This is a genomic window from Streptomyces cylindrosporus, assembly GCF_022698165.1.
Taxonomy (GTDB): Bacteria; Actinomycetota; Actinomycetes; order Streptomycetales; family Streptomycetaceae; genus Streptomyces; species Streptomyces cylindrosporus.
The window spans coordinates 118,185-138,406 of the sequence record NZ_JALDAY010000004.1 but is presented as its reverse complement, the minus strand read 5'-3'; the positions used below and the strand labels follow the sequence as shown (position 1 = coordinate 138,406).

Sequence of the window (20,222 nt, the reverse complement as noted above, 5' to 3'; positions counted from 1 at the left end):
GCAACAACAACATCAGGATGTAGCGTGTTCTGCATGAAGGACGTTGATTGCGTTGGATGACGACGAGCTGGTCGGCGCCGGCCACATGGCCGAGGACATCTTCGTGCGGCAGATGAAGCGCCTGCGGGTAGCGCAGGGGCTATCCCAGGCTGAGCTTGCGGACCGGGTGGGAGAGCTTGGCGGGAGTCTCTACCAACAGACGATCGCGAAGATCGAGTCAGGGCAAAGGGCGCTGCGCCTACAAGAAGCCGACCTCATCGCCAAAGCGCTCAGGTCGTCTGTTTCTGAAATGCTGGCTGCCGCAATCGATAAGGCCGAAGCGGACCCAGAAGCAAATCCCGAAACGATGGACATAGAGAATCTACTCACCCGAGTGAAAGCGGTCCAGCGCCGCCGAGACGGACTCGCGGCGAACCTTCATGACGCTCGGCGTGCTGAGACAGAAGCCCGGTTCGCACTGGAAGCCGCAGAAGCTAGGGCAGCCGCCGCCATGGCCGAGGCGACGCGGGCTCAGGCACATCACGACGAAGCGCAGGCGGAGCTTAACTACTTGACTAGAATCTCCATTAACCGGCAAGCGGAATTCAACCGGGTATATGGGCCGCAGTGGCGACAAAAGTTGAGCAACAATCCCCCAATCACCGTAGAAGAACTGACCCGGCACTTCGAGAAAGAACCATCCGACCCAAGTGAGGATGATGGTTGATGAAGGGTTCGACGTACCGCCGTTGCTACTGCCGCGACGCCGACGGCAAGGCGCTGAACAAGTCGTGCCCGCAGCTGTCCAGCCGGCGGCATGGGGTGTGGGCGGTACGGCAGGAGCTGCCGCCGCGTGAGGACGGGAGCCGACGCTCGTTCTCTCGCTCCGGCTACGACACCGCCAAGGACGCCCAGGGCGACCTCGACAAGGTCCGCGCCCTCCTCGACCTCCCCGACAGCGACGACGCTGAGGGGCAGGTCCGGATCGGTGATCTCCTGGAGGAGGTGTCGAAGAATAAGAAGGCGTCCCTGCCGAGCCTGGAGGAGACGCGCCGCCGGTTCCGCAGCGGGCAGAAACTCACCGACGTGATGACCGTGTCCGACCTGCTGGACGAGTGGCTGGAGGCCAAGTCCAAGTCCCGGCGGGCGACGACCGTCAACGGGTACAGGTCGCGGGTCAACTACCACCTGCGCGACGGCCTCGGACACCACCGCCTCGACCGTCTCAGCGTCGGGCACGTGCAGGCCTTCTTCGACGGGATCGACGACCGCAACGAGGTCATTCGGGCGGAGAACGAGGCACGGCGCGAGCAGGTCGCGCGGGCCACCTGGGGTAAGCGGTCCCGGCCGCCGGCCGCCGAAGCTGAGCGGCTGGCCGAGGAGAAGGCGAAGCTCGCGGAGATGCCACCGTTCCGCCGGATCACCGGGCAGTCGACGAAGCACGACATCCGCCGCGCGCTGCGGACCGCGCTGAACTTCGCGATCGGCCGCCAGTACATCACCTTCAACCCGGCGGCCCACGTCGACATCGGGTCGGCGAAGCGGCCGAAGGGGATGCTGTGGACGGCGGAACGGGTGGCTCGCTGGCGGGAGACCGGGCAGAGGCCGGGCCCGGTGATGGTGTGGTCGCCGCAGCAGCTCGGGCAGTTCCTCGACGCGGCCGAGGGGCACCGGTTGTACGCCTTCTACCACTTGATCGCGCATCACGGGCTGCGCCGCGGCGAGGGGGTGGGCCAGGACTGGACGAACGTCGACTGGGAGGCCCGCACGATCGCCGTGGCGAAGGAGATCGTGACGGACGGGTGGACGCCGATCGAGACGGACCCGAAGACGGACGGGTCGGCGGCCGCTGTGAAGCTGGACCGGGAGACCGTGGCGGTCCTGCGTGCGCACCGCGAGCGGCAGATAGCGGAGCGGGCCGCGCGGATGGAGGCGCGGCTGCCGTGGACGGACACCGGGAAGATCTTCGTGCAGGAAGACGGGACGTGGCTGCACCCGGAGATGGTCAGCGACGCGTTCCGGGAGATCGTCGCCGAGGCGGATCTGCCGCCGATCAACTTGCGGGACTTGCGCCACGGGGCGGCGGCCCTGGTGAAGGCCGGCGGCGGTGACATCCATGACGCGAAGGCGAAGCTGCGGCACGCTTCGATCAGCCTGACCAGCGACACGTACATGGAGTTGTTCGAGGAGTACGAGGAGGATCTGGCGGAGCGGTCGGCGGCGGCAGTCCCTCGTGCCCGGAGGCCGGTCTCTGACACGTCCGCTCACGCATCGCTCACGCAGGAGGGCGAAGAAGAAGGGCAGACCGGGGGCGAAACGCCTCCTGACCTGCCCTCTAGCTGAGCCCCCTGTCGGATTCGAACCGACGACCTACGCATTACAAGTGCGTTGCTCTGGCCAGCTGAGCTAAGGAGGCCTGCGCGTGGTGTGAGCTACGCGCCCGTGCAGTGTACCCAGGTCCCGACGGGCCCCTGTCGAAAATTTCCGCGAAGTTCACATGCCCACAGGTACTGACAGACCGGGAAACGCCAGGTACCGTCCTGACCCAGTTCGCTCATGTGGACTACACCAACCACCTTCCTACAACGGATCGTCCGGCACGTTCCTGCCGGTAGAAGGGGGCCCATCACCATGGCCACTGTCTCGTTCGACAAGGCGACCCGGATCTACCCGGGTTCCGAGAAGCCCGCCGTCGACTCGCTGGAGATCGAGATCGAGGACGGAGAGTTCCTCGTTCTGGTCGGCCCGTCCGGCTGCGGCAAGTCCACCTCGCTCCGGATGCTCGCGGGGCTCGAGGACGTCAACGCCGGCGCCATCCGCATCGGTGAGCGCGACGTCACGCACCTCCCCCCGAAGGACCGGGACATCGCCATGGTGTTCCAGAACTACGCGCTGTACCCGCACATGACCGTCGCCGACAACATGGGCTTCGCGCTCAAGATCGCCGGCGTCAACAAGGCGGAGATCCGCAAGAAGGTCGAGGAGGCCGCGAAGATCCTCGACCTCACCGAGTACCTGGACCGCAAGCCGAAGGCCCTCTCCGGTGGTCAGCGCCAGCGCGTGGCCATGGGTCGCGCCATCGTCCGTGAGCCCCAGGTCTTCCTCATGGACGAGCCGCTGTCGAACCTCGACGCCAAGCTCCGCGTCTCCACCCGTACGCAGATCGCCTCGCTGCAGCGCCGCCTCGGCATCACCACCGTCTACGTCACCCACGACCAGGTCGAGGCCATGACGATGGGCGACCGGGTCGCCGTGCTCAAGGACGGTCTGCTCCAGCAGGTCGACAGCCCCCGCAACATGTACGACCGCCCCGCCAACCTCTTCGTCGCCGGCTTCATCGGCTCCCCCGCCATGAACCTGGTCGAGGTCCCGATCACCGACGGCGGTGTGAAGTTCGGCAACAGCGTCGTCCCGGTCAACCGCGACGCCCTGAAGGCCGCCGCCGACAAGGGTGACACCACGGTGACCGTCGGTGTCCGCCCGGAGCACTTCGACATCGTCGAGGAGAACGGCGGCGCCGCGAACGCCCTGTCCAAGGACACCGAGGACAAGCCGGCCGGTCTCGCCGTCTCCGTGAACGTCGTCGAGGAGCTCGGCGCCGACGGCTACGTCTACGGCACCGCCGAGGTCGGCGGCACCACCAAGGACCTGGTCGTCCGTGTCGAGGGCCGCCGCGTCCCGGAGAAGGGCTCCACGCTGCACGTCGTGCCGCGGCCGGGCGAGACCCACGTGTTCTCGACCTCCACGGGCGAGCGCCTCACCGACTGACGGCGTCACCGACGGACACCACAATCCCGGGTAATTCACCCAGGTTGACGAAGAGGGCCCCGCAGAGCGCTGCGGGGCCCTTCTCGTTGTCGACAAATACCCCGGCAGACCGGTCATTTCGAGCACCGTACGTCAACGCGCTACCCAAAAAGCGGCACCACTTCATCCCCCGAACCGGTGACTAAATGTCGCCAAATCATTACCGGGCGCTACCCTCACTCGCGTGAAGCACTCCACTAACCAACAGACGCGACGCGGCCGGGGCCCCGCCCGCCGGATCGGCCGCACGCTCGCCCTTGTCCTGCCCGTCGTCCTGGTGCTCTCCGGGACCCTCGCGGTCACCCGGGTCAACTGGACGGGGAACCCGTCCGGCTCGGTGCTCACCGCCTCCGACGCGATCGACGACGCCAAGGGCGCCGCGGCGGTCCACCGCGCACCGCAGGACGTGCTGCGCGACCAGCTGCTGGCCGAGCTCCAGGAGGACGACCCGGGCGTCGTCCTCACGCACCTCCAGCAGGCCGTCACGGAGCGGCCGTCGCTCGCCGGGCACTGCGCCTCCATCGCCCGCGCCCTGGGCCGCGCCGCGGTCCGCGTGTACGGGCCGTCCAAGGCACAGTCGTACGCCCGCCCCGTCTGCGACACGGCCTTCGCCTCCGGCGTCGCCGCGGCGCACAGCTGAGGGCACCCGCCGGCCCTCCTCCGGACCGGGTTCGGAGGAGGGTAACGGCTGGTTAAGGATCGGTTGCCGGGTTCGGTGGCGCACAGGACGCGCCGTACAGTTCGGTCATGACCGATCCGAACGCCGCATCCCGCCCCGTTCAAGCCGTCGTCCTGGCCGGAGGCCAGGGCTCGCGGCTGCGCCCGTACACCGACGACCGGCCCAAGCCGATGGTCGAGATCCCCGGTACGGGGACGCCGATCATCGGCCATCAGCTCGTCTGGCTGGCCGAAGAGGGCGTGACGGACGTCGTGGTCAGCTGCGGGCATCTCGCCGAGGTGCTGCAGGACTGGCTGAAGTCGGCGGATCTGCCGGTGCGGGTGACGACGGTCGTGGAGACCGAGCCGCTGGGCCGCGGTGGCGGCCTGCGGTACGCGGCCGAGCATCTGCCCCACCCCGACAAGCCCTGGTACGCCACCAACGGCGACATCTGGACCCGCTTCTCCCTGCGGGACATGGCCGACTTCCACACGGAGCGGGACGCGGTGGCGACGCTGGCCCTCGCCCGGCCGCGGATCCCCTGGGGCGCCGTGCAGACGGACGGCTTCGGGCACATCACCGACTTCATCGAGTCACCGCCGTCGACGTTCGAGATCAACGCCGGTGTGTACGTCTTCTCCCCCGAGTTCGCCGAGCTCCTCCCGGAGCGCGGGGACCACGAGCGGACCACGTTCCCGCACCTGGCCCGAGAGCGGCGCCTGGCGGGCTTCCCGCTGCCGCAGGGGGCGTACTGGCGGGCGATCGACACGGCGAAGGACCTGACGGAGGCCGCGAAGGAACTGGCGGCTCTGGGCCGCTGAGAGACTCTCCGAATCCGACACCCTCTCCGGCTCCGAAGACCTTTCCCGTACGACGAAGGGGTCCCGTACATCCATCTGTACGGGACCCCTTCGTATGGGCCGGGTCTCTCTCAGCCGGTGGGCTTGCCCAGGATGCTGCCCACCGGCTCGGCTACCCCAACAGGCCGCCCACCAGGCCCGGTTGGCCGGAGGAGGAGCCTCCGGAGCCGGTGCCGGATGTCGAGCCGCCGGACGTGGAGCCGCCCGACGTGGGGCCCGCGGTGGTGGTGGGGGCGCCGCCGGTCGGGGAGGACTGCTGGGGCGGCGTACGGCCCGCGCTGCCCTGCGTCTGGCTGGGCGCCCCGCCGGTCGCGGTGGCCGCGCCCGGTGTCGTCGCCGCGCCGGACGGCGAGGAGCCGGCCGTGGCGCCCTGGGTGGGCGAGTTCGCGGCGGACGGCGACTGCTTGTGCCGCTTGCCGGGCTCCTGCGGGAGCGGGGAGCCGGGGAGTTCGTTGCGCGGGGCCTCGCCGGGCCCGGGGACGACCACGCGGTCCGCGTCCCGGACGGCGCCGCCGAGGAGCGAGCCGATGAGCAGGGTGAGGCCGGTGACGATGGCCGTGATCAGGGCGCCGCGGCGCAGTACGTAACGGCGCAGCTCCCAGATGTCGGCGCGCGGTCCCAGGCGCCGCCAGGCGCTGCCCGCGAGGCGGCCGTCGACGGAGTAGACGGGGGCACCGGCGATGATCAGCGGGGACCAGGCGGCCAGGTAGATGATGTCGGGGGCGTCGTAGGCGGGGACGGTCTTCCAGCTGACGGTGACGATGAGCGCGGCGGAGAGCAGCGCGCCGAAGACGGCGGCCACCCGCTGCCAGCAGCCGAGGACCGTGAGGACGCCGACGACGACCTGGGCGAAGGCGATGACGAGGCCGGAGCCGACGGGGTGGTGCAGCGCGAACTGGCGCAGTGGCTCGGCGACTTCCCAGGGGTGCAGGGTGTTGAGCCACTTCACCATGGAGCCGCGCTTGCCGCCGTCGAAGTAGACGGGGTCGCAGAGCTTGCCCATGCCGGCGTAGATGGAGATGAAGCCGAGGAAGATGCGCAGCGGGAGGAGGACGACGCCGAGGTTCATACGGCGGCCGGGGTAGTACGCGTGCCGGGCCGGGTCGTCGCCGTGGCGCCTGGCGGTGCGGTCGTCCGGGTCCGTCCCGTGCGGGTCGAAGTCCTCGAACTGCTCGCCGCCGTAGGCCTGTTCCTCGTCGTAGGCGCTGCCGACGGTGCGCATGTCGGGGAGGAGGCGGGTGCCGGCCGTGTCGTCGTGGCGGCGCTGGGCGCCGACGACGGGGGTCTCGACGGTCGCCTCCAGCTCGTCGTAGATCTCGTCGTAGCTGCTGCCGCCGACCTCGACGCGCGGGATGACCTGGGTGGCTCCGGCGTCGGCGGACGGGTCCTCGCCGTGCCGGACGCTGCCGCCGCGCACGGCCTGGAGCAGGCGGTGGGCGCCGGTGTCGTCGGGCGCGGACTTGCCGCTCCACACGACGGGCCGGCGCCGGGCCGCGCCCGCGGCGGGCATCCGGGCGGTGTCCTCGGTGGCGGGCAGGTGCCGAGCGATCCGCGGGGACTGGGCGCGCGTCGACGCGCCGAGCTGCACGCGGAAGCTCGCATGATTCACGATGACCTGCGCCGGATCGCTCGGCACCTTCACCATGCTCAGCGCGGGGGCGTCGTCGAGCCCGGAGTCGAATCCGGAACCGAATCCGGGGTTGAATCCCGGCGAGCGGCCCCCCGTGGGTGTGCGGGGTGTTCTGGTGTCCACACTCATCTAACCGAGTGACGTGTGTTTAAGACACTGCTTTGACCTGCCGGATGTGTCCGGACCCCGTCAAGCTTGTCCGTGACGCCCAGATTGACCCGTACGAGTGAGGATGGGCACGCGTGTTCAGCCGCGCCGGCGAGCCGCCTCGACCCCTCCTTTCTGCCGCCCTCGCAGCTTCGCGCTTCGGACGGCTGCGCCGGCCTCCGACCGGCGGGCTCCACCTGGCCTGTGCCGATCGCCGATGCGGCGCGGCGAGCTCCTCAAGCTCGTCGGCGAGCCGCCTCGTACAGCACGATCCCCGCCGCCACACCCGCGTTGAGCGACTCGGCGCCGCCCGGCATCGGGATGCGGACGCGGAAGTCGCAGGTCTCGCCGACCAGTCGGGACAGGCCCTTGCCCTCGCTGCCGACCACGATGACGACCGGGCCGTCCAGGGCCTCCAGTTCGCCGATCTCGTGCTCGCCGTCGGCGGCGAGGCCGACGACCACGATGCCCGCCTTCTTGTACGACTCCAGCGCGCGGGTGAGGTTGGTGGCGCGGGCGACCGGCGTGCGGGCCGCCGTGCCGGCGGACGTCTTCCAGGCGCCCGCGGTCATGCCGGCCGCGCGCCGCTCGGGCACGACCACGCCGTGGCCGCCGAACGCGGAGACGGACCGCACGACGGCACCGAGGTTGCGCGGGTCGGTCACGCCGTCGAGGGCGACGATGAGGGGGTCCTCGCCGTCGTCGTAGGCGGCGTTCGCCAGGTCCTCGGGGTGGGCGTACTCGTACGGCGGGACCTGGAGGACCAGGCCCTGGTGGTTGAGGCCGTTCGTCATGCGGTCGAGCTCGGGGCGGGGGGCCTCCATGAGGTTGATCCCGCCGCGCTCGGCGGCGAGCTGGAGGGCCTCGCGCACGCGCTCGTCGTTGTCGATGAACTGCTGGACGTAGAGGGTGGAGGCCGGTACGCCCTCGCGCAGCGCCTCGACCACCGGGTTGCGGCCGACGACCAGCTCGGAGGAGGACTTGCCGCCGCGGCCGCGGGGCGCGGGGCGCCGTACCGTCTGCTTCGCCTTGGCGTTGGCCACGCGGTTCTTCTTGTGGCCCTTGCGCATCTCGGCGGGCGGGGTCGGACCCTTGCCCTCCAGGCCCTTGCGCCGCTGGCCGCCACTGCCGACCTGCGCGCCCTTCTTGCCGGACATGCGGCGGTTGTTGGTGGCCATGACCTACCCGTCTGTCGTGAAGCGTGCGTGGTTACGTCTATGAAGTGTGCCGCCCGGAGGCCCGGACGGCACAATCGATCTTCCGTTCGGCGACCGGGCTCAGCGCGGGCCGAGGCTCCAGCGCGGACCCTGGGGGCCGTCCTCGATGGCGAGCCCGGACTGGTTGAGCTGGTCGCGGATGGCGTCCGCGGTGGCCCAGTCCTTGCGGCCGCGGGCGGCCTCGCGCTGGTCGAGGACGAGCCGTACGAGGCTGTCGACCACGCCGTGCAGGTCCTCGCCCTTCTCGGCCTCGCCGGCCCAGTGCGGGTCGAGCGGGTCCAGACCGAGGACGCCGAGCATGGCCCGGACCTCGGCGAGACGGGCGACGGCGGCTTCCTTGTCGTCGGCGGCGAGGGCGCTGTTGCCCTGGCGGACCGTGGTGTGCACGATCGCGAGCGCCTGCGGGACGCCCAGGTCGTCGTCCATCGCCTCGGCGAACGCGGGCGGCACCTCGGCGGAGGGCTCGACCACGCCGGCCTTCTCGACGACGCGCTGCACGAAGCCCTCGATGCGGGCGAACGCCGACTCGGCCTCGCGCAGGGCCTCCTCGCTGTACTCGATCATCGAGCGGTAGTGCGGGGTGCCGAGGTAGTAGCGCAGCACGATGGGCCGCCACGCCTTCACCATCTCGCTCACCAGCACACTGTTGCCGAGCGACTTCGACATCTTGTCGCCGGCCATGGTCACCCAGGCGTTGTGCACCCAGTACCGCGCGAACTCGTCGCCGAAGGCCTTGGCCTGGGCGATCTCGTTCTCGTGGTGCGGGAAGATCAGGTCGAGGCCGCCGCCGTGGATGTCGAAGGCGGAGCCCAGGTACTTGTGGGCCATCGCCGAGCACTCCAGGTGCCAGCCGGGTCGGCCGCGGCCCCACGGGGTCGCCCAGGTCGGCTCGCCCGGCTTGGCGGACTTCCACAGGGCGAAGTCGCGCGGGTCCCGCTTGCCGGCCTCGCCGTCGCCGGCGGGCAGCAGCTTGTCGAGGTCCTGCCGGGACAGCTCCAGGTAGCCCGGGAAGGAGCGCACGTCGAAGTAGACGTTGCCGTCCGCCTCGTAGGCGTGACCGCGCTCGATGAGGCCCTGCATCATCTCGACCATCTCGGTCACGTGCCCGGTGGCACGCGGCTCGTAGGTCGGGGGCAGGCAGCCGAGGGCGGTGTAGCCGTCGTTGAACGCCCGCTCGTTCTCGTACCCGATCGACCACCACGGGCGGCCCTGCTCCTGGGCCTTGGCGATGATCTTGTCGTCGATGTCGGTGACGTTCCTGATGAAGGTCACGTCGTAGCCGCGGTACTCGAACCACCGGCGCATGATGTCGAAGTTGAGCCCCGACCGGATGTGCCCGATGTGCGGGGCCGCCTGCACGGTGGCACCACAGAGGTAGATCGAGACACAGCCCGCTGTGAGCGGGACGAAGTCACGGATCTGCCGGGCGTTGGTGTCGTACAGGCGAATAGTCACGAGACCTAGGGTAGTGGGCCGGAGGGGGTGCGTGGAGCAGTCCCTTCGTTCAGCCCGCGCGCACCACCAACGCCGTCGCCACCGCCATCAGTCCCTCCCCGCGTCCCGGGAAGCCGAGGCCGTCCGTCGTCGCCCCCGACACCGACACCGGTGCGCCCGCGGCCTCGGAGAGGAGCTTCTGGGCCTCGTCGCGCCGCTTGCCGATCTTCGGGCGCGGTCCTACGACCTGTACGGCGATGTTCCCGATCCGGAAGCCGGCGTCGCGGACGATGCGCGCGGCCTCGGTGAGGAGCGTGACGCCGGACGCGCCGGACCACTCGGGGCGGCCCGTGCCGAAGTGTTGGCCCAGGTCACCCAGCCCGGCGGCGGAGAAGAGGGCGTTGCAGGCGGCGTGCGCGACCACGTCCGCGTCGGAGTGTCCGGCGAGACCGGGCCCCTCCCCCTCCCACTTCAGGCCCGCGCACCACAGCTCGCGGCCCTCCTCGAAGGCGTGGATGTCGGTGCCGATGCCGACCTGGGGAAGCAGGCCACCCGGCGGCAGCCGGACATCAGATGCCTCAGAAGCCATCGTTTAGCCTCCTGCGGGCCAGGACCGCCTCCGCGAGGACCAGGTCCAGCGGGCGGGTGACCTTGAAGGCCTCCTCGTGGCCGGGGACCAGGAGAACCGTCTTTCCCAGCTTCTCGACCATGCTCGCGTCGTCCGTGACGTCCTCGGTGACCTCCTCGTGGGCCCGGACCAGCGTGGCCCGGTCGAAGCCCTGCGGGGTCTGGACGGCGCGGAGGCGGGCGCGGACCGGGGTGGCGACGACGGGTTCCGGCTCGCCGGGGGCCGACGCGGGCTCGACCTCCTTCACCGTGTCGGCGAGCGGCAGCGCGGGCACCACGGCCGGCGCGCCCTCCCGTACCGCCTCGATCACCGCGTCCACGGTGTCCACCGGCACCAGCGGCCGGGCGGCGTCGTGGACCAGCACGATGTCGTAGTCGGGCGGCAGCGCGTCGAGGCCGAGCTTCACGGACTCCTGGCGGGTCTCGCCGCCGGGCACGACCAGGAAGTCCGTGCGGTCGGGCAGCGCGTGCGCGTCGAGGAGCGACTTGACCTCGGGGGCGCCGTCGGGCGGGGCCACGACGACGACCAGGGAGACGGCGCGGGACGCGGCCATCGCGCGCACCGCGTGGATGAGCATGGGGGTACCGCCCAGCGCACGAAGCGCCTTGGGGGCGCCCGGACCAAGCCGTACGCCCCGTCCGGCGGCCGGGATCACGGCCGCGGTGCGGGTTCCCGCAGGCGAAGGGCGCGAATCGTCAGACATCGGTTCCTGTCAGGTTTGTGTGCTCGGCCTACTTGGGTATGGCCTGGGAAGTGCCGGGCGCGACGCCCCGACCGGACCCTTCCGTGACGCCGGTCGCGCCAGCTGCCCGGGCCCGGCACGCCAAGTATCGGGGGTTTCCCCGAGAGATCGCGTACGTACGGGGTTCGAGTACGAGTGTTCCGCGTACGAACATGCCGCAGCGCCCGGCGACAGTGGAGATGTCATCGGGCACCGCGGCATTTCGATGTACTGAGTGCTGAGCGGGCGGGTGCCTGCTTCAGTGGTTCAGGACGCGAGAACCTCGTCGAGCAGGGCCTCGGCCTTGTCCTCGTTCGTGTTCTCCGCGAGGGCGAGCTCGCTCACCAGGATCTGGCGGGCCTTGGCGAGCATCCGCTTCTCACCGGCGGAGAGTCCGCGCTCGCGCTCACGACGCCACAGGTCACGCACGACTTCCGCGACCTTGATGACATCGCCGGAGGCGAGCTTCTCCAGGTTTGCCTTGTATCGACGGGACCAGTTCGTGGGCTCCTCGGCGTACGGCGCGCGCAGCACCTCGAAGACCCGGTCCAGCCCGTCCTGACCGACCACATCACGCACGCCGACGAACTCCGCATTGTCCGCTGGCACACGTACCGTCAGGTCACCCTGGGCGACCTTCAGCACCAAGTAGGTCTTGTCCACGCCTTTGATCTGGCGAGTTTCGATGGCCTCGATCAGCGCGGCCCCGTGATGGGGATAGACCACGGTGTCGCCAACCTTGAACGTCATGTGACAGGTACCCCTTCCGTGGCTATCCAGGGTAACACGGAAACGGCGGTTCCTGAATGGCGTTTTCGCAGGTCAGGGCATATCTCGGGGCTTGACAACAGCAACACGAACGTGCTTCGCACACCCAGTGGAGGAAGGTATTCGCAGGTCGGAGCGGCTGTCCGGGGGAGGTGAAACGCGCACGTTACACACATCCGGAGCCCCCTCCAACTGGACGAACGTCCACATATGTCTGGTTCCAGGTGTGCGACTTCCGCTACTCCGTTCGGTGCCCCGAGTGACTTCCGCGCCGAATCCGGAATTGATCACCGACGGCCGGCCGGGTGGCCGGATGATCCTTTTCCGGAAGGGCCGCGCATTCCTTCACGGAAAATTTGCGCGGCGCTGCCCCGTCCGTCATGCGCGAAGGACTTATTTGAATCCTCCCCCTCATGGATGAGGGGGATTCCTGGCTCAGGCAGCCTCCGGGAGCGGCGCTCCCGGGGGTCTTGTGCCGTCGGCGCCGGCCGGGTTGAGACCAGCCCGGTGGAGCATGACGCGGGCGGAGTTTTTGTCTCTGGGGGAGACGGTTCCGCACGCGGTGCACGTATAGGTGCGTGTCGACAGCGGCAGGGCGTGCTTGGTTCTCGCTCCGCACCGTGCGCAGTCCATGGTGGTGTGGGCCGGGTGCACCAGGTGTGCGATCCGGCCGTGTTTGCGGGCCATCTCCAGCAGCGCCTGCTTGGTGGCGCCGATGGCCGCGTCGGCGGCCTTGCGGGCCATCGACGACTTGGCGAGGAACCGAGGATCGAAGTCCTCCACCGCCAGCGCATCGTGGTCGCGGACCACTTTCTTGGCCCACTTGCGGGCCGTGTCCTGGCACTGCCGGGCAATCTTCGCGTAGATCTTCGCCCGGCCCTGCTTCGCCTGGCGGTAGCCGTTCGAAGCGGCCTGGCCCTTCTTCGGCTTGCGGCGGGCCATCATCCGGTCGTACCGACCCAGCCGGGCCTGGGCCTTCTTCCCGTGCTGCGGATGCGGCAGGTCGTGGGCGTCGGACGTGGTGGTAGCGATCTCCTTCACGCCCCAGTCCACACCGATCACCCGGCCGGTCTCAGGCAGCGGCTGTACCCCGGCCGGGACCACGAAACTCGCATTCCAGCGCCCCAAGCCGTCCTGATACACGCGCACCGAGGAGGGCTCGGCAGGCAACTCACGGGACCACACCGGCGTCACGACGATGCCCCCGGCCAGGTGCAGACGGCCGTCTTGCAGACGGAACCCGCGCTTCGTGTAGTTCAGGCTCGCCAGCGCCTCGCGCTTGGTCTTCCAGCCCGGCATCCCGGCCCGCTGCCGCTGCGGCAGACGTTCCTTGATGTCCTTGAGCGCCTTCGCCCGGGATTTGCCGAAGTCCCGGATGACCTGCTGCTGCGGCACCGAGCTGCCCGCCCGCAGCCACGGGGTGCGGGCGCGGGCCTCGGTCAGCATCCGGTCCAGCTGTGCCGGACCGCACGTCTGCTTGTCAGCGCCGTCAGGCCGGGTCCTGTTCTGCGCGTGGACCTGCCGGGACTTGGCCACACTCTCGTTCCACACCCACCGGCACCGGTCCCACTCCGCCATCAGCGCGGCGCGTGCGGTCGACGACACCCGCAGCCGGAACGTCCACCGGGCATGCCCGGCATCCTCCGTCGCCCCCCCCGCGCCACACCCTCACCTCTTCCACGCCCCCCGGACCGAAAATCCGCAGCCTGCCGACACCTCGCGACGGGACCGTACGTGCGACAGCCGCACACCCGTACCCCGATCACGCGACCACCACCCCAACCAGTGATCACCGGCACACTTGTTCGCATTTCCTGGCTCCGCGGCAGCCATGCGGGCGTGGAGCGCCCGCATGGCCGGAGGCGAATGCCAGACGGGTGCCCGGTCCACCCCCCTGCTGAGGGAAGCCGGGGCCACGGGGGAGGGTCGGGTGCGGTGCCGCGGGAACGGCTCGGTAACCTAAGGCCGCTGACAGACACTTAGGGCGGCTTTATGAGTCGCCACGCTCGAGTCAAGGAGTTGCCGCCGCCGTGAGCAGCAGCCTTCGACGCGGCGCACTCGCCGCCGCCGCCATCGCGTTCTCGATCGCCTCGCTCGCCGCGTGCGCCGCCGGCAGCGACGCTCAGACGCTGCAGGTCAAGCCCGACAACGCGGCCGTCACGGTCGGCGACATCAAGGTGCAGAACGCCCTGATCATCACCCAGCCCGACCGTGAGGCGACCGGTCCGGCCGTGATCTCGGCGACCCTCTTCAACAACGGCGCCACCGCGCAGACCGTCGACTCCATCACCCTCCCCAACGTCAGCGAGACCGCCGAGGTCAAGCCGGCCAAGGGCAACGGCAAGCTGGTCGTCCCGGCGCACGGTTCCGTGGTGATCGGCGGCAAGGGCAACGCCAGCGCGGTGCTGCCCAACGGTCGGGAGGCGGTCCAGGACGGCAGCGTCCGCCAGGTCACCTTCACCTTCAGCAAGACCGGTGACGTGAGCCTGCGCGCCTTCGTGGTGCCGGCCGACAGCTACTTCGAGAAGTGGGGCCCGAGCGAGATCCCGACGGCCACCCCCTCCACCACCCCGAAGCCGGGCAAGAGCGGCGCTACGGGCTCCCCGAACCCGAGCAACTCGGCGTCCACCTCGGCCACGCCCACCAGCTCGGCCTCCGAGAGCGCGACGACGAACCAGTGACACACGCCGAAGGGCGGGACCTCACGACGAGGTCCCGCCCTTCGGCACAGCTACGGGCTGTTCGGTCTACGGCTCGAACTTGTACCCCAGGCCGCGCACCGTCACCAGGTACCGCGGCGCGCCCGGGTCCGGCTCGATCTTGGCGCGCAGGCGCTTGACGTGGACGTCGAGGGTCTTGGTGTCGCCCACGTAGTCGGCGCCCCAGACCCGGTCGATGAGCTGCATACGGGTCAGTACCCGGCCCGCGTTGCGCAGCAGCATCTCGAGCAGGTCGAACTCCTTGAGGGGCAGGTCGACCTTGGAGCCGGAGACCGTGACCACATGGCGGTCCACGTCCATCCGGACCGGGCCGGCCTCCAGGGCGGCCGGGGTGACCTCCTCGGGCTCGCCGCGGCGGCGCAGGACGGCCCGGATACGGGCGACCAGCTCACGGGACGAGAAGGGCTTGGTGACGTAGTCATCGGCTCCTATTTCCAGGCCGACGACCTTGTCGATCTCGCTGTCCTTGGCGGTCACCATGATGACCGGGACGTTGGAACGGCCGCGCAGCTGGCGGCAGACCTCCGTGCCGGGCAGGCCCGGCAGCATCAGGTCGAGGAGGACGAGGTCGGCGCCGTTGCGCTCGAACTCGTCGAGTCCGTCGGGGCCCGTGGTCGCCACGGCGACCTCGAAGCCCTCCTTGCGGAGCATGTAGGACAGGGCGTCGGAGAAGGACTCCTCGTCCTCGACGACGAGCACTCGGGTCACGGAAGGACCTCCGGGGCGGGAAGCGGTTCGTACGGGGATGAATCGGGGGTGGGTTCGCCGGCCTCGTCGTCGAGGTCGTCGAGGTCGGGGTGCTGCTGGGCGCGGTCGCGGGCCGCACCCGCCTCCGGCAGCCTCAGGGTGAACGTGGAGCCCTGGCCTTCCGCGCTCCACACCGTGACCTCCCCGCCGTGCGAGGCGGCCACGTGCTTGACGATCGCGAGCCCCAGGCCCGTACCACCGGTGGCACGGGAGCGGGCGGGGTCCACGCGGTAGAAGCGCTCGAAGACGCGCTCCTTGTCCTTCTCGGAGATGCCGATGCCCTGGTCGGTCACGGCGACCTCGATCAGGTCTCCGCCGGGCGCGGTCACCCGGCGGGCGGCTATGCCGACCCGAGTGCGGGCCGGCGAGTAGTTGACGGCGTTCTCGACCAGGTTGCCGAGGGCGGCGGCCAGCTGGCCGCGGTTCCCCCAGACGTGCAGGTCGGCGGTGCCGCCGGCGGCCATGGTGATCTGCTTGGTGCCGGCCTGGTGACGGCAGCGGTCGATGGCCTCGGCGACCAGCTCGTCCACCCGGACCGGCTCGGCGTCCTCCAGCGGGTCGTCGTTCTGCACCCGGGAGAGGTCGATGAGCTCCTGCACCAGATTGGTGAGCCGGGTCGCCTCTATCTGCATGCGCCCGGCGAAGCGCTCGACGGCCTCCGGGTCGTCGGAGGCGTCCATGACGGCCTCGGAGAGCAGGGAGAGCGCGCCGACGGGGGTCTTCAGCTCATGGCTGACGTTCGCGACGAAGTCGCGCCGCACCGCCTCGATCCGCCTGGCCTCCGTCAGGTCCTCCACCAGGAGCAGCACCAGCCGGGAGCCGAGCGGCGCCACGCGCGCGGACACGGCGAGGGCCTCGCCCCGCCCGGTCCCGCGCCTGGGCAGATCCAGCTCGACCTGGCGTATCTCTCCGTCCCGCCGGGTGTCCCGGGCCATCTGCAGCATCGGCTCGACCGAGAGGCGGCCGCCCCGGACCAGGCCCAGGGCGTACGCCGCGGAGCTGGCCTTGACGACCGCGTCGGCCTCGTCGAGGACGACGGCCGAGGACCGGAGCACGGACAGAACGGTGTCCACGCCCGGCGGAAGCACCGGGTCCGTGTGCAGAGAGGTGCGGGTCGGGCGCTTCTGCTCCCGCTCGCTCCAGCGGAACGCCAGCATGGCGATGACACCGGTGAGCACCCCGGCGATCGCTGCCGCTGCGGCGACCGCCGCGTTCACGTCCATGCAAACAGGTTAAGCAGGGGGTACGACATCCCCACAGCCGTCGAGGTGCGAGCTCGAACACTCGTCGCCCAGAGTTCACCTAGGAGCCAGTGATGGTTCATTTGGGGTGACGGAAACCGACGCGTTCCGGCCGGATCGTGGGAGCGTGGGGTGCGAAGCGCCTGTTTTCACGGCGGGCACCGGCCCCGGCAGCCCCCGATGAACACGTACGAGAGGGAACCGAAGATGCGGGACGCGTACCACGAGGAACTTGACTCGATCGGCGACAGCCTGGTGGAGATGGCCCGGCTGGTCGGGTCGGCGATCGGGCGCGCCACGACGGCCATCCTCGACGCCGACCTGAAGCTGGCCGAGAACGTCATCGAGGCCGACCAGAAGATCGACGAGCTCCACCACGACCTGGAGGCCCGCGCCATAGCGCTGCTGGCGCGCCAGCAGCCGGTGGCGACCGACCTCCGTATCGTCGTCACCTCGCTGCGGATGTCCGCCGACCTGGAGCGCTCCGGCGACCTCGCCCAGCACGTGGCGAAGCTGGCGCGGCTGCGCTTCCCGGGCACGGCGGTCCCCCGCGACCTGCACGCCACCATCCTGGAGATGGGCCAGCTCGCGCAGCGCCTGATGGCGAAGGCCGCGGAGTGCATCATCACCAAGGACGTCGACCTCGCGCTCCAGCTGGAGCAGGACGACGACGAGATGGACCTGCTGCACCGCACCCTGTTCCAGCACCTCATCGACGACCGCTGGAAGCACGGCATCGAGACGGCGGTGGACGTCACGCTGCTCGGCCGTTACTACGAGCGGTTCGCCGACCACGCGGTGGCGGTCGCCAAGCGCGTGGTGTTCCTGGTGACGGGTGAGCACGCGGACGACCTGCAGCCCGACGTCCAGCCGGAGATCGCGCCGACGACGGGCGCCGAGGGGGCGTAAGGCCTTCAGCGGGGGCGCTCAATCGCCTCTGTGCGCCGTTGATGCGCCCAGCCGGGCGGGCATGCAATGGGCGAAGGCACCACCTCGAAAGGCACCAGCCTCCAGGAGGACCCATGGCCGAAGCCCCCACCACGCCCGACCCGACGCAGGAGCGCGAGACGGACCAGCCCGCCGAGATCAAGAGCCTCCCGCTCTTCGGCGCGTGCGGCTGCGGCTCGGGCTGCGGCTGCGGGTGCCAGTCGGGCAATCCGTGTCAGTGCGGCTGATCGCATACCTGAGTGATCGCATACGTGAGTGAAGGGCCCTGGTGCCACAGTGCACCGGGGCCCTTCGCTGCCGGGGCCCTCCGCTGCCGGGCTCAGCCCCGGAGGGGTGCGTTCCGTACGGTGATCAGGACGTTCGTCGGGGTACGGATGCTGCCCGGGAAGTCGTCGGAGAGCTGCAGGGCGATGTCGACGTACTCCTCGGCGCCGCCGAGGTCCACCTTCTTCTCGATGTCGGCGGCGGGCCCCAGGATCACCGGCACTCCCCCGCACAGCCCCAGCGTCTTCGGGTCCGCGCCGACGTCCCCGTTCTCGAAGCGTCCGTCGTCCAGGGCGTCGAGGTCCTTCGTCACGATCCGGTTCTCGCTCAGATACGACTGCATCGCCCGCCGGGTGCTGCGGAAGGCCACCGCCACCCGGACATCGCCCTCGGGCGCGGACGAGTGCGTGACGTAGTGCACGTCCTCGGCGTCGGCCGGAAGCCCGAGCCGCACGCCGTCGAGCGCCTGCCGCAGCGGTACGTCGCTTCCCGCGCAGGCCCGCTCGTCGCCGAACGGATGCCCCTGGTCGCCGTACGCGATCCACCAACCGCCCACGAGCAGCACCCCGACGACGGCCGTACCGCCGACCGCCCGTCGCATCCGACGCATCTACGTCCCCTCCCCGTGATCGCCAGGTCACGGTAGCGCTCGCCGCGGTCGGTGGAGGGGCGCAGCATGGAGGGGGAAAGGGCTAGGTGGAAAGGAGGTGCGGGTCATGGCTCAGTTCATGGACGTGCACCACGGGATGAAGGGCATCACGGCCGACCAGCTGCGGGAGGCGCACCAGGCCGACCTGGCCATAGAGAAGGACGAGGGCGTGCACTTCGAGAAGGCCTGGGCGGACCCGGAGTCCGGCACGGTCTACTGCCTCTCCGAGGCACCGTCGGCCGAGGCGGTGCAGCGCATTCACGAGCGGGCGGGGCATCGGGCGGACGAGGTCGTGCCGGTGCCGCTGACGGTATGACGGCATGAGACGGCATGACGGTCTGATGGTCTGACGCCGAGCAGCCCCCCACCCACCCTCGGCGGGCGGGGGGCTGTCGGCTGTTGTCACCAGATGCCCTGCTGCCGGGCCGCGGCGCGTACCACCTGGGGGGCCTCGCGGGAGACCTTCTTGTTGGTGGCGAGGATCGAGGCCTGTGCCGCGGCGACCGACGCCGCGTCCTTGAACTTGGCCGTGGGCCAGAGGTTCTGCAGTGTCTGGTACATGATCAGCGTGCCCTCGTCGATGCCGATCTCGCGGCAGACGAGATAGAACCAGCGGTTGGTGATGCCGGACATCAGGTGCGGGTCCGCGGGCTGGAAGTAGCCGCTCATGTCGCGTGGCTGCGGGTCGCGCCCCATGACGGGGTTGTCGTACGCGGTGCCGGGCTCGGCCATGTTGCGCAGGGCCTCGCCGGTCAGCTTCGGGGCCATGATGTCGTCGCCGATGAGCCAGTCGTGGGTGTCGGCGTCCTTGCCGTTGACCCAGGCGTCGATCGCCGAGCCGAGCATGTCGCTGAACGACTCGTTGAGGGCGCCGCTCTGGTCGTTCGTGTAGTTCAGGGCGCTGGTGAACTGGGTGACGCCGTGGGTGAGTTCGTGGGCGGCGACGTCGATGTCGGCGGTGAGGTCGCGGAAGACGACATTGCTGCCGTTGCCGAAAACCATGAGGAGGGCTGCCGGGTCGAAGAACGCGTTGTCGAAGCCGACGCCGTAATTTACGTTGGCGATGACGTTCAGCCCTGAATTGTCGAGGGAATTACGTCCGAGCTTTTCCCGGTAGTACGCCAGCACCCTGTGCATGTGATCGTAGGCGTCGTTGGCGTTCTGCCCCGGGACGGCGGGGTCGCCCTCGCCGCGGACGGCCTTGACGTTGTACTTCCACTGGTTGAGATCGTCGTATACGACGACGCCTGCGGTGGCGGGCTTGGGGATCTGTATCCCCGCGACCAGGCCTTCCCGCAGCTCGTGAATCTCTGGCGGGGCGGGCGAGTTGGGTGCGAGCACGGGGGCCTGGAGCCGGGCCCTGCGGAATTGCTCGGACACGACGGCGGACCGTTGGGCATCGGTCGGATCGAGTCCTTCGCGCGCGTGGACCTGCGCAATGTGATCCAACACATGAGCGGGAACGAACGAACACACATACCGCATGAAGAATCCTCCCCCAAGAATATGGACTGCCTCCTGGCTTACACCCCGCACCACCCCCTGTCGACGCCGTCCCCCACCACAAAATTGACCGACTTTCCGGAATTCAGAACTCCTACGCCCTGACACCCGGTGGTGGTGGGATCATGCGGGAATGATGGAGGGGGCGCTGGCCCTGCTCCAGATCCTGATGCTCTGCCTCGCCATTTCGGGAGCGCTGTACGGCGGTGCCATCCGGGCAAAGCTGTACGGCCTGGCCGGCTTCGCGGTGCTCCGCCTGCACCGAGGGGAGGTTGAGAGACGTGGGTCTTCCTGCCGTAGT

20 protein-coding genes and 1 tRNA gene are annotated in these 20,222 nt (G+C 69.7%); 9 read left to right on the top strand and 12 right to left on the bottom strand.

The genetic code is table 11. The annotated features are described in order from the left end of the window. The first annotated feature begins 52 nt into the window (after window positions 1-52). Together MQP27_RS13445 and MQP27_RS13440 are read left to right on the top strand one after the other, a co-directional pair. Complete coding sequence (locus MQP27_RS13445; protein ID WP_242765286.1) at window positions 53-706, top strand: helix-turn-helix transcriptional regulator; 654 nt, start codon at window positions 53-55, stop codon at window positions 704-706. Further along, window positions 706-2,322: a site-specific integrase gene (locus tag MQP27_RS13440; protein WP_242765285.1), complete on the top strand. Its 1,617-nt coding sequence runs from the start codon at window positions 706-708 to the stop codon at window positions 2,320-2,322. The genes MQP27_RS13445 and MQP27_RS13440 overlap by 1 nt, the downstream gene beginning before the upstream one ends. Here the strand turns inward: MQP27_RS13440 and MQP27_RS13435 are convergent. Then, window positions 2,322-2,395 (bottom strand) — tRNA-Thr (locus MQP27_RS13435). The two genes, MQP27_RS13440 and MQP27_RS13435, sit on opposite strands and share 1 nt — an antisense overlap. 215 nt (window positions 2,396-2,610) lie before the next feature. Between MQP27_RS13435 and MQP27_RS13430 the strand changes: the two genes are divergently transcribed. The 3 genes from MQP27_RS13430 to MQP27_RS13420 all read left to right on the top strand — a co-directional run bounded on the left by MQP27_RS13430 (window position 2,611) and on the right by MQP27_RS13420 (window position 5,265). Next, window positions 2,611-3,747, top strand: coding sequence for an ABC transporter ATP-binding protein (locus tag MQP27_RS13430; RefSeq protein ID WP_242765284.1), 1,137 nt, complete (start codon window positions 2,611-2,613; stop codon window positions 3,745-3,747). Window positions 3,748-3,970: 223 nt separating this feature from the next. Beyond that, window positions 3,971-4,426: a hypothetical protein gene (locus MQP27_RS13425; protein ID WP_242765283.1), complete on the top strand. Its 456-nt coding sequence runs from the start codon at window positions 3,971-3,973 to the stop codon at window positions 4,424-4,426. Between the two features lie 107 nt (window positions 4,427-4,533). Then, window positions 4,534-5,265 carry a nucleotidyltransferase family protein gene (locus MQP27_RS13420; protein ID WP_242765282.1) on the top strand — a complete coding sequence of 244 codons (732 nt, stop codon included), beginning with the start codon at window positions 4,534-4,536 and terminating at the stop codon, window positions 5,263-5,265. Window positions 5,266-5,416: 151 nt separating this feature from the next. On the opposite strand, the gene MQP27_RS13415 is transcribed toward MQP27_RS13420, so the two are convergent. The 7 genes from MQP27_RS13415 to MQP27_RS13385 all read right to left on the bottom strand — a co-directional run bounded on the left by MQP27_RS13415 (window position 5,417) and on the right by MQP27_RS13385 (window position 13,454). Beyond that, complete coding sequence (locus tag MQP27_RS13415; RefSeq protein WP_242765281.1) at window positions 5,417-7,063, bottom strand: DoxX family membrane protein; 1,647 nt, start codon at window positions 7,061-7,063, stop codon at window positions 5,417-5,419. A 254-nt stretch (window positions 7,064-7,317) separates the two neighbouring features. Next, window positions 7,318-8,259, bottom strand: a complete 942-nt coding sequence (gene rlmB / locus MQP27_RS13410) for a 23S rRNA (guanosine(2251)-2'-O)-methyltransferase RlmB (RefSeq protein WP_242765280.1) — start codon at window positions 8,257-8,259, stop codon at window positions 7,318-7,320. Between the two features lie 99 nt (window positions 8,260-8,358). Next, a complete protein-coding gene (gene cysS, locus MQP27_RS13405) occupies window positions 8,359-9,753 on the bottom strand; it encodes a cysteine--tRNA ligase (protein WP_242765279.1) in 1,395 nt (464 codons plus the stop codon). Window positions 9,754-9,802: 49 nt separating this feature from the next. Continuing rightward, window positions 9,803-10,321, bottom strand: coding sequence for a 2-C-methyl-D-erythritol 2,4-cyclodiphosphate synthase (gene ispF, locus MQP27_RS13400; RefSeq protein ID WP_242765278.1), 519 nt, complete (start codon window positions 10,319-10,321; stop codon window positions 9,803-9,805). Continuing rightward, window positions 10,311-11,063 (bottom strand): 2-C-methyl-D-erythritol 4-phosphate cytidylyltransferase, encoded by a 753-nt coding sequence (gene ispD, locus MQP27_RS13395; protein ID WP_242765277.1) that lies wholly within the window; start codon window positions 11,061-11,063, stop codon window positions 10,311-10,313. The genes ispF and ispD overlap by 11 nt, the downstream gene beginning before the upstream one ends. A gap of 285 nt (window positions 11,064-11,348) precedes the next feature. Then, window positions 11,349-11,831, bottom strand: a complete 483-nt coding sequence (locus MQP27_RS13390; protein ID WP_003953493.1) for a CarD family transcriptional regulator — start codon at window positions 11,829-11,831, stop codon at window positions 11,349-11,351. Window positions 11,832-12,284: 453 nt separating this feature from the next. After that, on the bottom strand, window positions 12,285-13,454 hold the full coding sequence (locus MQP27_RS13385) for an RNA-guided endonuclease InsQ/TnpB family protein (protein ID WP_242765276.1): 1,170 nt from the start codon (window positions 13,452-13,454) through the stop codon (window positions 12,285-12,287). A gap of 425 nt (window positions 13,455-13,879) precedes the next feature. Here MQP27_RS13385 and MQP27_RS13380 point away from each other — a divergent pair, with 425 nt between their 5' ends. Further along, entirely contained in the window at window positions 13,880-14,530 is a 651-nt protein-coding gene (locus tag MQP27_RS13380) for a copper chaperone PCu(A)C domain-containing protein (RefSeq protein WP_242765275.1), read from the top strand. A gap of 66 nt (window positions 14,531-14,596) precedes the next feature. Here MQP27_RS13380 and phoP read toward each other — a convergent pair whose 3' ends face one another. Continuing rightward, window positions 14,597-15,268 carry a two-component system response regulator PhoP gene (phoP, locus tag MQP27_RS13375; RefSeq protein WP_004000192.1) on the bottom strand — a complete coding sequence of 224 codons (672 nt, stop codon included), beginning with the start codon at window positions 15,266-15,268 and terminating at the stop codon, window positions 14,597-14,599. Window positions 15,269-15,273: 5 nt separating this feature from the next. Continuing rightward, window positions 15,274-16,539, bottom strand: coding sequence for a two-component system sensor histidine kinase PhoR (gene phoR, locus MQP27_RS13370; protein WP_242765274.1), 1,266 nt, complete (start codon window positions 16,537-16,539; stop codon window positions 15,274-15,276). Window positions 16,540-16,764: 225 nt separating this feature from the next. Between phoR and phoU the strand changes: the two genes are divergently transcribed. Both phoU and MQP27_RS13360 read left to right on the top strand, forming a co-directional pair. Further along, on the top strand, window positions 16,765-17,466 hold the full coding sequence (gene phoU, locus MQP27_RS13365) for a phosphate signaling complex protein PhoU (RefSeq protein ID WP_242765878.1): 702 nt from the start codon (window positions 16,765-16,767) through the stop codon (window positions 17,464-17,466). Between the two features lie 113 nt (window positions 17,467-17,579). Continuing rightward, window positions 17,580-17,732, top strand: coding sequence for a hypothetical protein (locus MQP27_RS13360; protein WP_185124092.1), 153 nt, complete (start codon window positions 17,580-17,582; stop codon window positions 17,730-17,732). Between the two features lie 92 nt (window positions 17,733-17,824). On the opposite strand, the gene MQP27_RS13355 is transcribed toward MQP27_RS13360, so the two are convergent. Next, window positions 17,825-18,379 carry a hypothetical protein gene (locus tag MQP27_RS13355; protein WP_242765273.1) on the bottom strand — a complete coding sequence of 185 codons (555 nt, stop codon included), beginning with the start codon at window positions 18,377-18,379 and terminating at the stop codon, window positions 17,825-17,827. A 106-nt stretch (window positions 18,380-18,485) separates the two neighbouring features. Between MQP27_RS13355 and MQP27_RS13350 the strand changes: the two genes are divergently transcribed. Next, window positions 18,486-18,734 carry an SCO4226 family nickel-binding protein gene (locus MQP27_RS13350; protein WP_242765272.1) on the top strand — a complete coding sequence of 83 codons (249 nt, stop codon included), beginning with the start codon at window positions 18,486-18,488 and terminating at the stop codon, window positions 18,732-18,734. Between the two features lie 86 nt (window positions 18,735-18,820). On the opposite strand, the gene MQP27_RS13345 is transcribed toward MQP27_RS13350, so the two are convergent. After that, entirely contained in the window at window positions 18,821-19,798 is a 978-nt protein-coding gene (locus MQP27_RS13345; RefSeq protein ID WP_242765271.1) for a M4 family metallopeptidase, read from the bottom strand. Window positions 19,799-20,222 lie beyond the last annotated feature (424 nt).

Excerpts from the sequence above, each read along its gene's own strand:
- MQP27_RS13390 (WP_003953493.1), bottom strand. The coding sequence starts at position 11,831 with ATGACGTTCAAGGTTGGCGACACCGTGGTCTATCCCCATCACGGGGCC.
- phoR (WP_242765274.1), bottom strand. The coding sequence starts at position 16,539 with ATGGACGTGAACGCGGCGGTCGCCGCAGCGGCAGCGATCGCCGGGGTG.
- MQP27_RS13420 (WP_242765282.1), top strand. The coding sequence starts at position 4,534 with ATGACCGATCCGAACGCCGCATCCCGCCCCGTTCAAGCCGTCGTCCTG.
- phoU (WP_242765878.1), top strand. The coding sequence starts at position 16,765 with ATGCGGGACGCGTACCACGAGGAACTTGACTCGATCGGCGACAGCCTG.
- MQP27_RS13360 (WP_185124092.1), top strand. The coding sequence starts at position 17,580 with ATGGCCGAAGCCCCCACCACGCCCGACCCGACGCAGGAGCGCGAGACG.
- rlmB (WP_242765280.1), bottom strand. The coding sequence starts at position 8,259 with ATGGCCACCAACAACCGCCGCATGTCCGGCAAGAAGGGCGCGCAGGTC.
- MQP27_RS13355 (WP_242765273.1), bottom strand. The coding sequence starts at position 18,379 with ATGCGTCGGATGCGACGGGCGGTCGGCGGTACGGCCGTCGTCGGGGTG.
- ispF (WP_242765278.1), bottom strand. The coding sequence starts at position 10,321 with ATGGCTTCTGAGGCATCTGATGTCCGGCTGCCGCCGGGTGGCCTGCTT.
- MQP27_RS13350 (WP_242765272.1), top strand. The coding sequence starts at position 18,486 with ATGGCTCAGTTCATGGACGTGCACCACGGGATGAAGGGCATCACGGCC.
- MQP27_RS13430 (WP_242765284.1), top strand. The coding sequence starts at position 2,611 with ATGGCCACTGTCTCGTTCGACAAGGCGACCCGGATCTACCCGGGTTCC.
- MQP27_RS13440 (WP_242765285.1), top strand. The coding sequence starts at position 706 with ATGAAGGGTTCGACGTACCGCCGTTGCTACTGCCGCGACGCCGACGGC.
- ispD (WP_242765277.1), bottom strand. The coding sequence starts at position 11,063 with ATGTCTGACGATTCGCGCCCTTCGCCTGCGGGAACCCGCACCGCGGCC.
- MQP27_RS13415 (WP_242765281.1), bottom strand. The coding sequence starts at position 7,063 with ATGAGTGTGGACACCAGAACACCCCGCACACCCACGGGGGGCCGCTCG.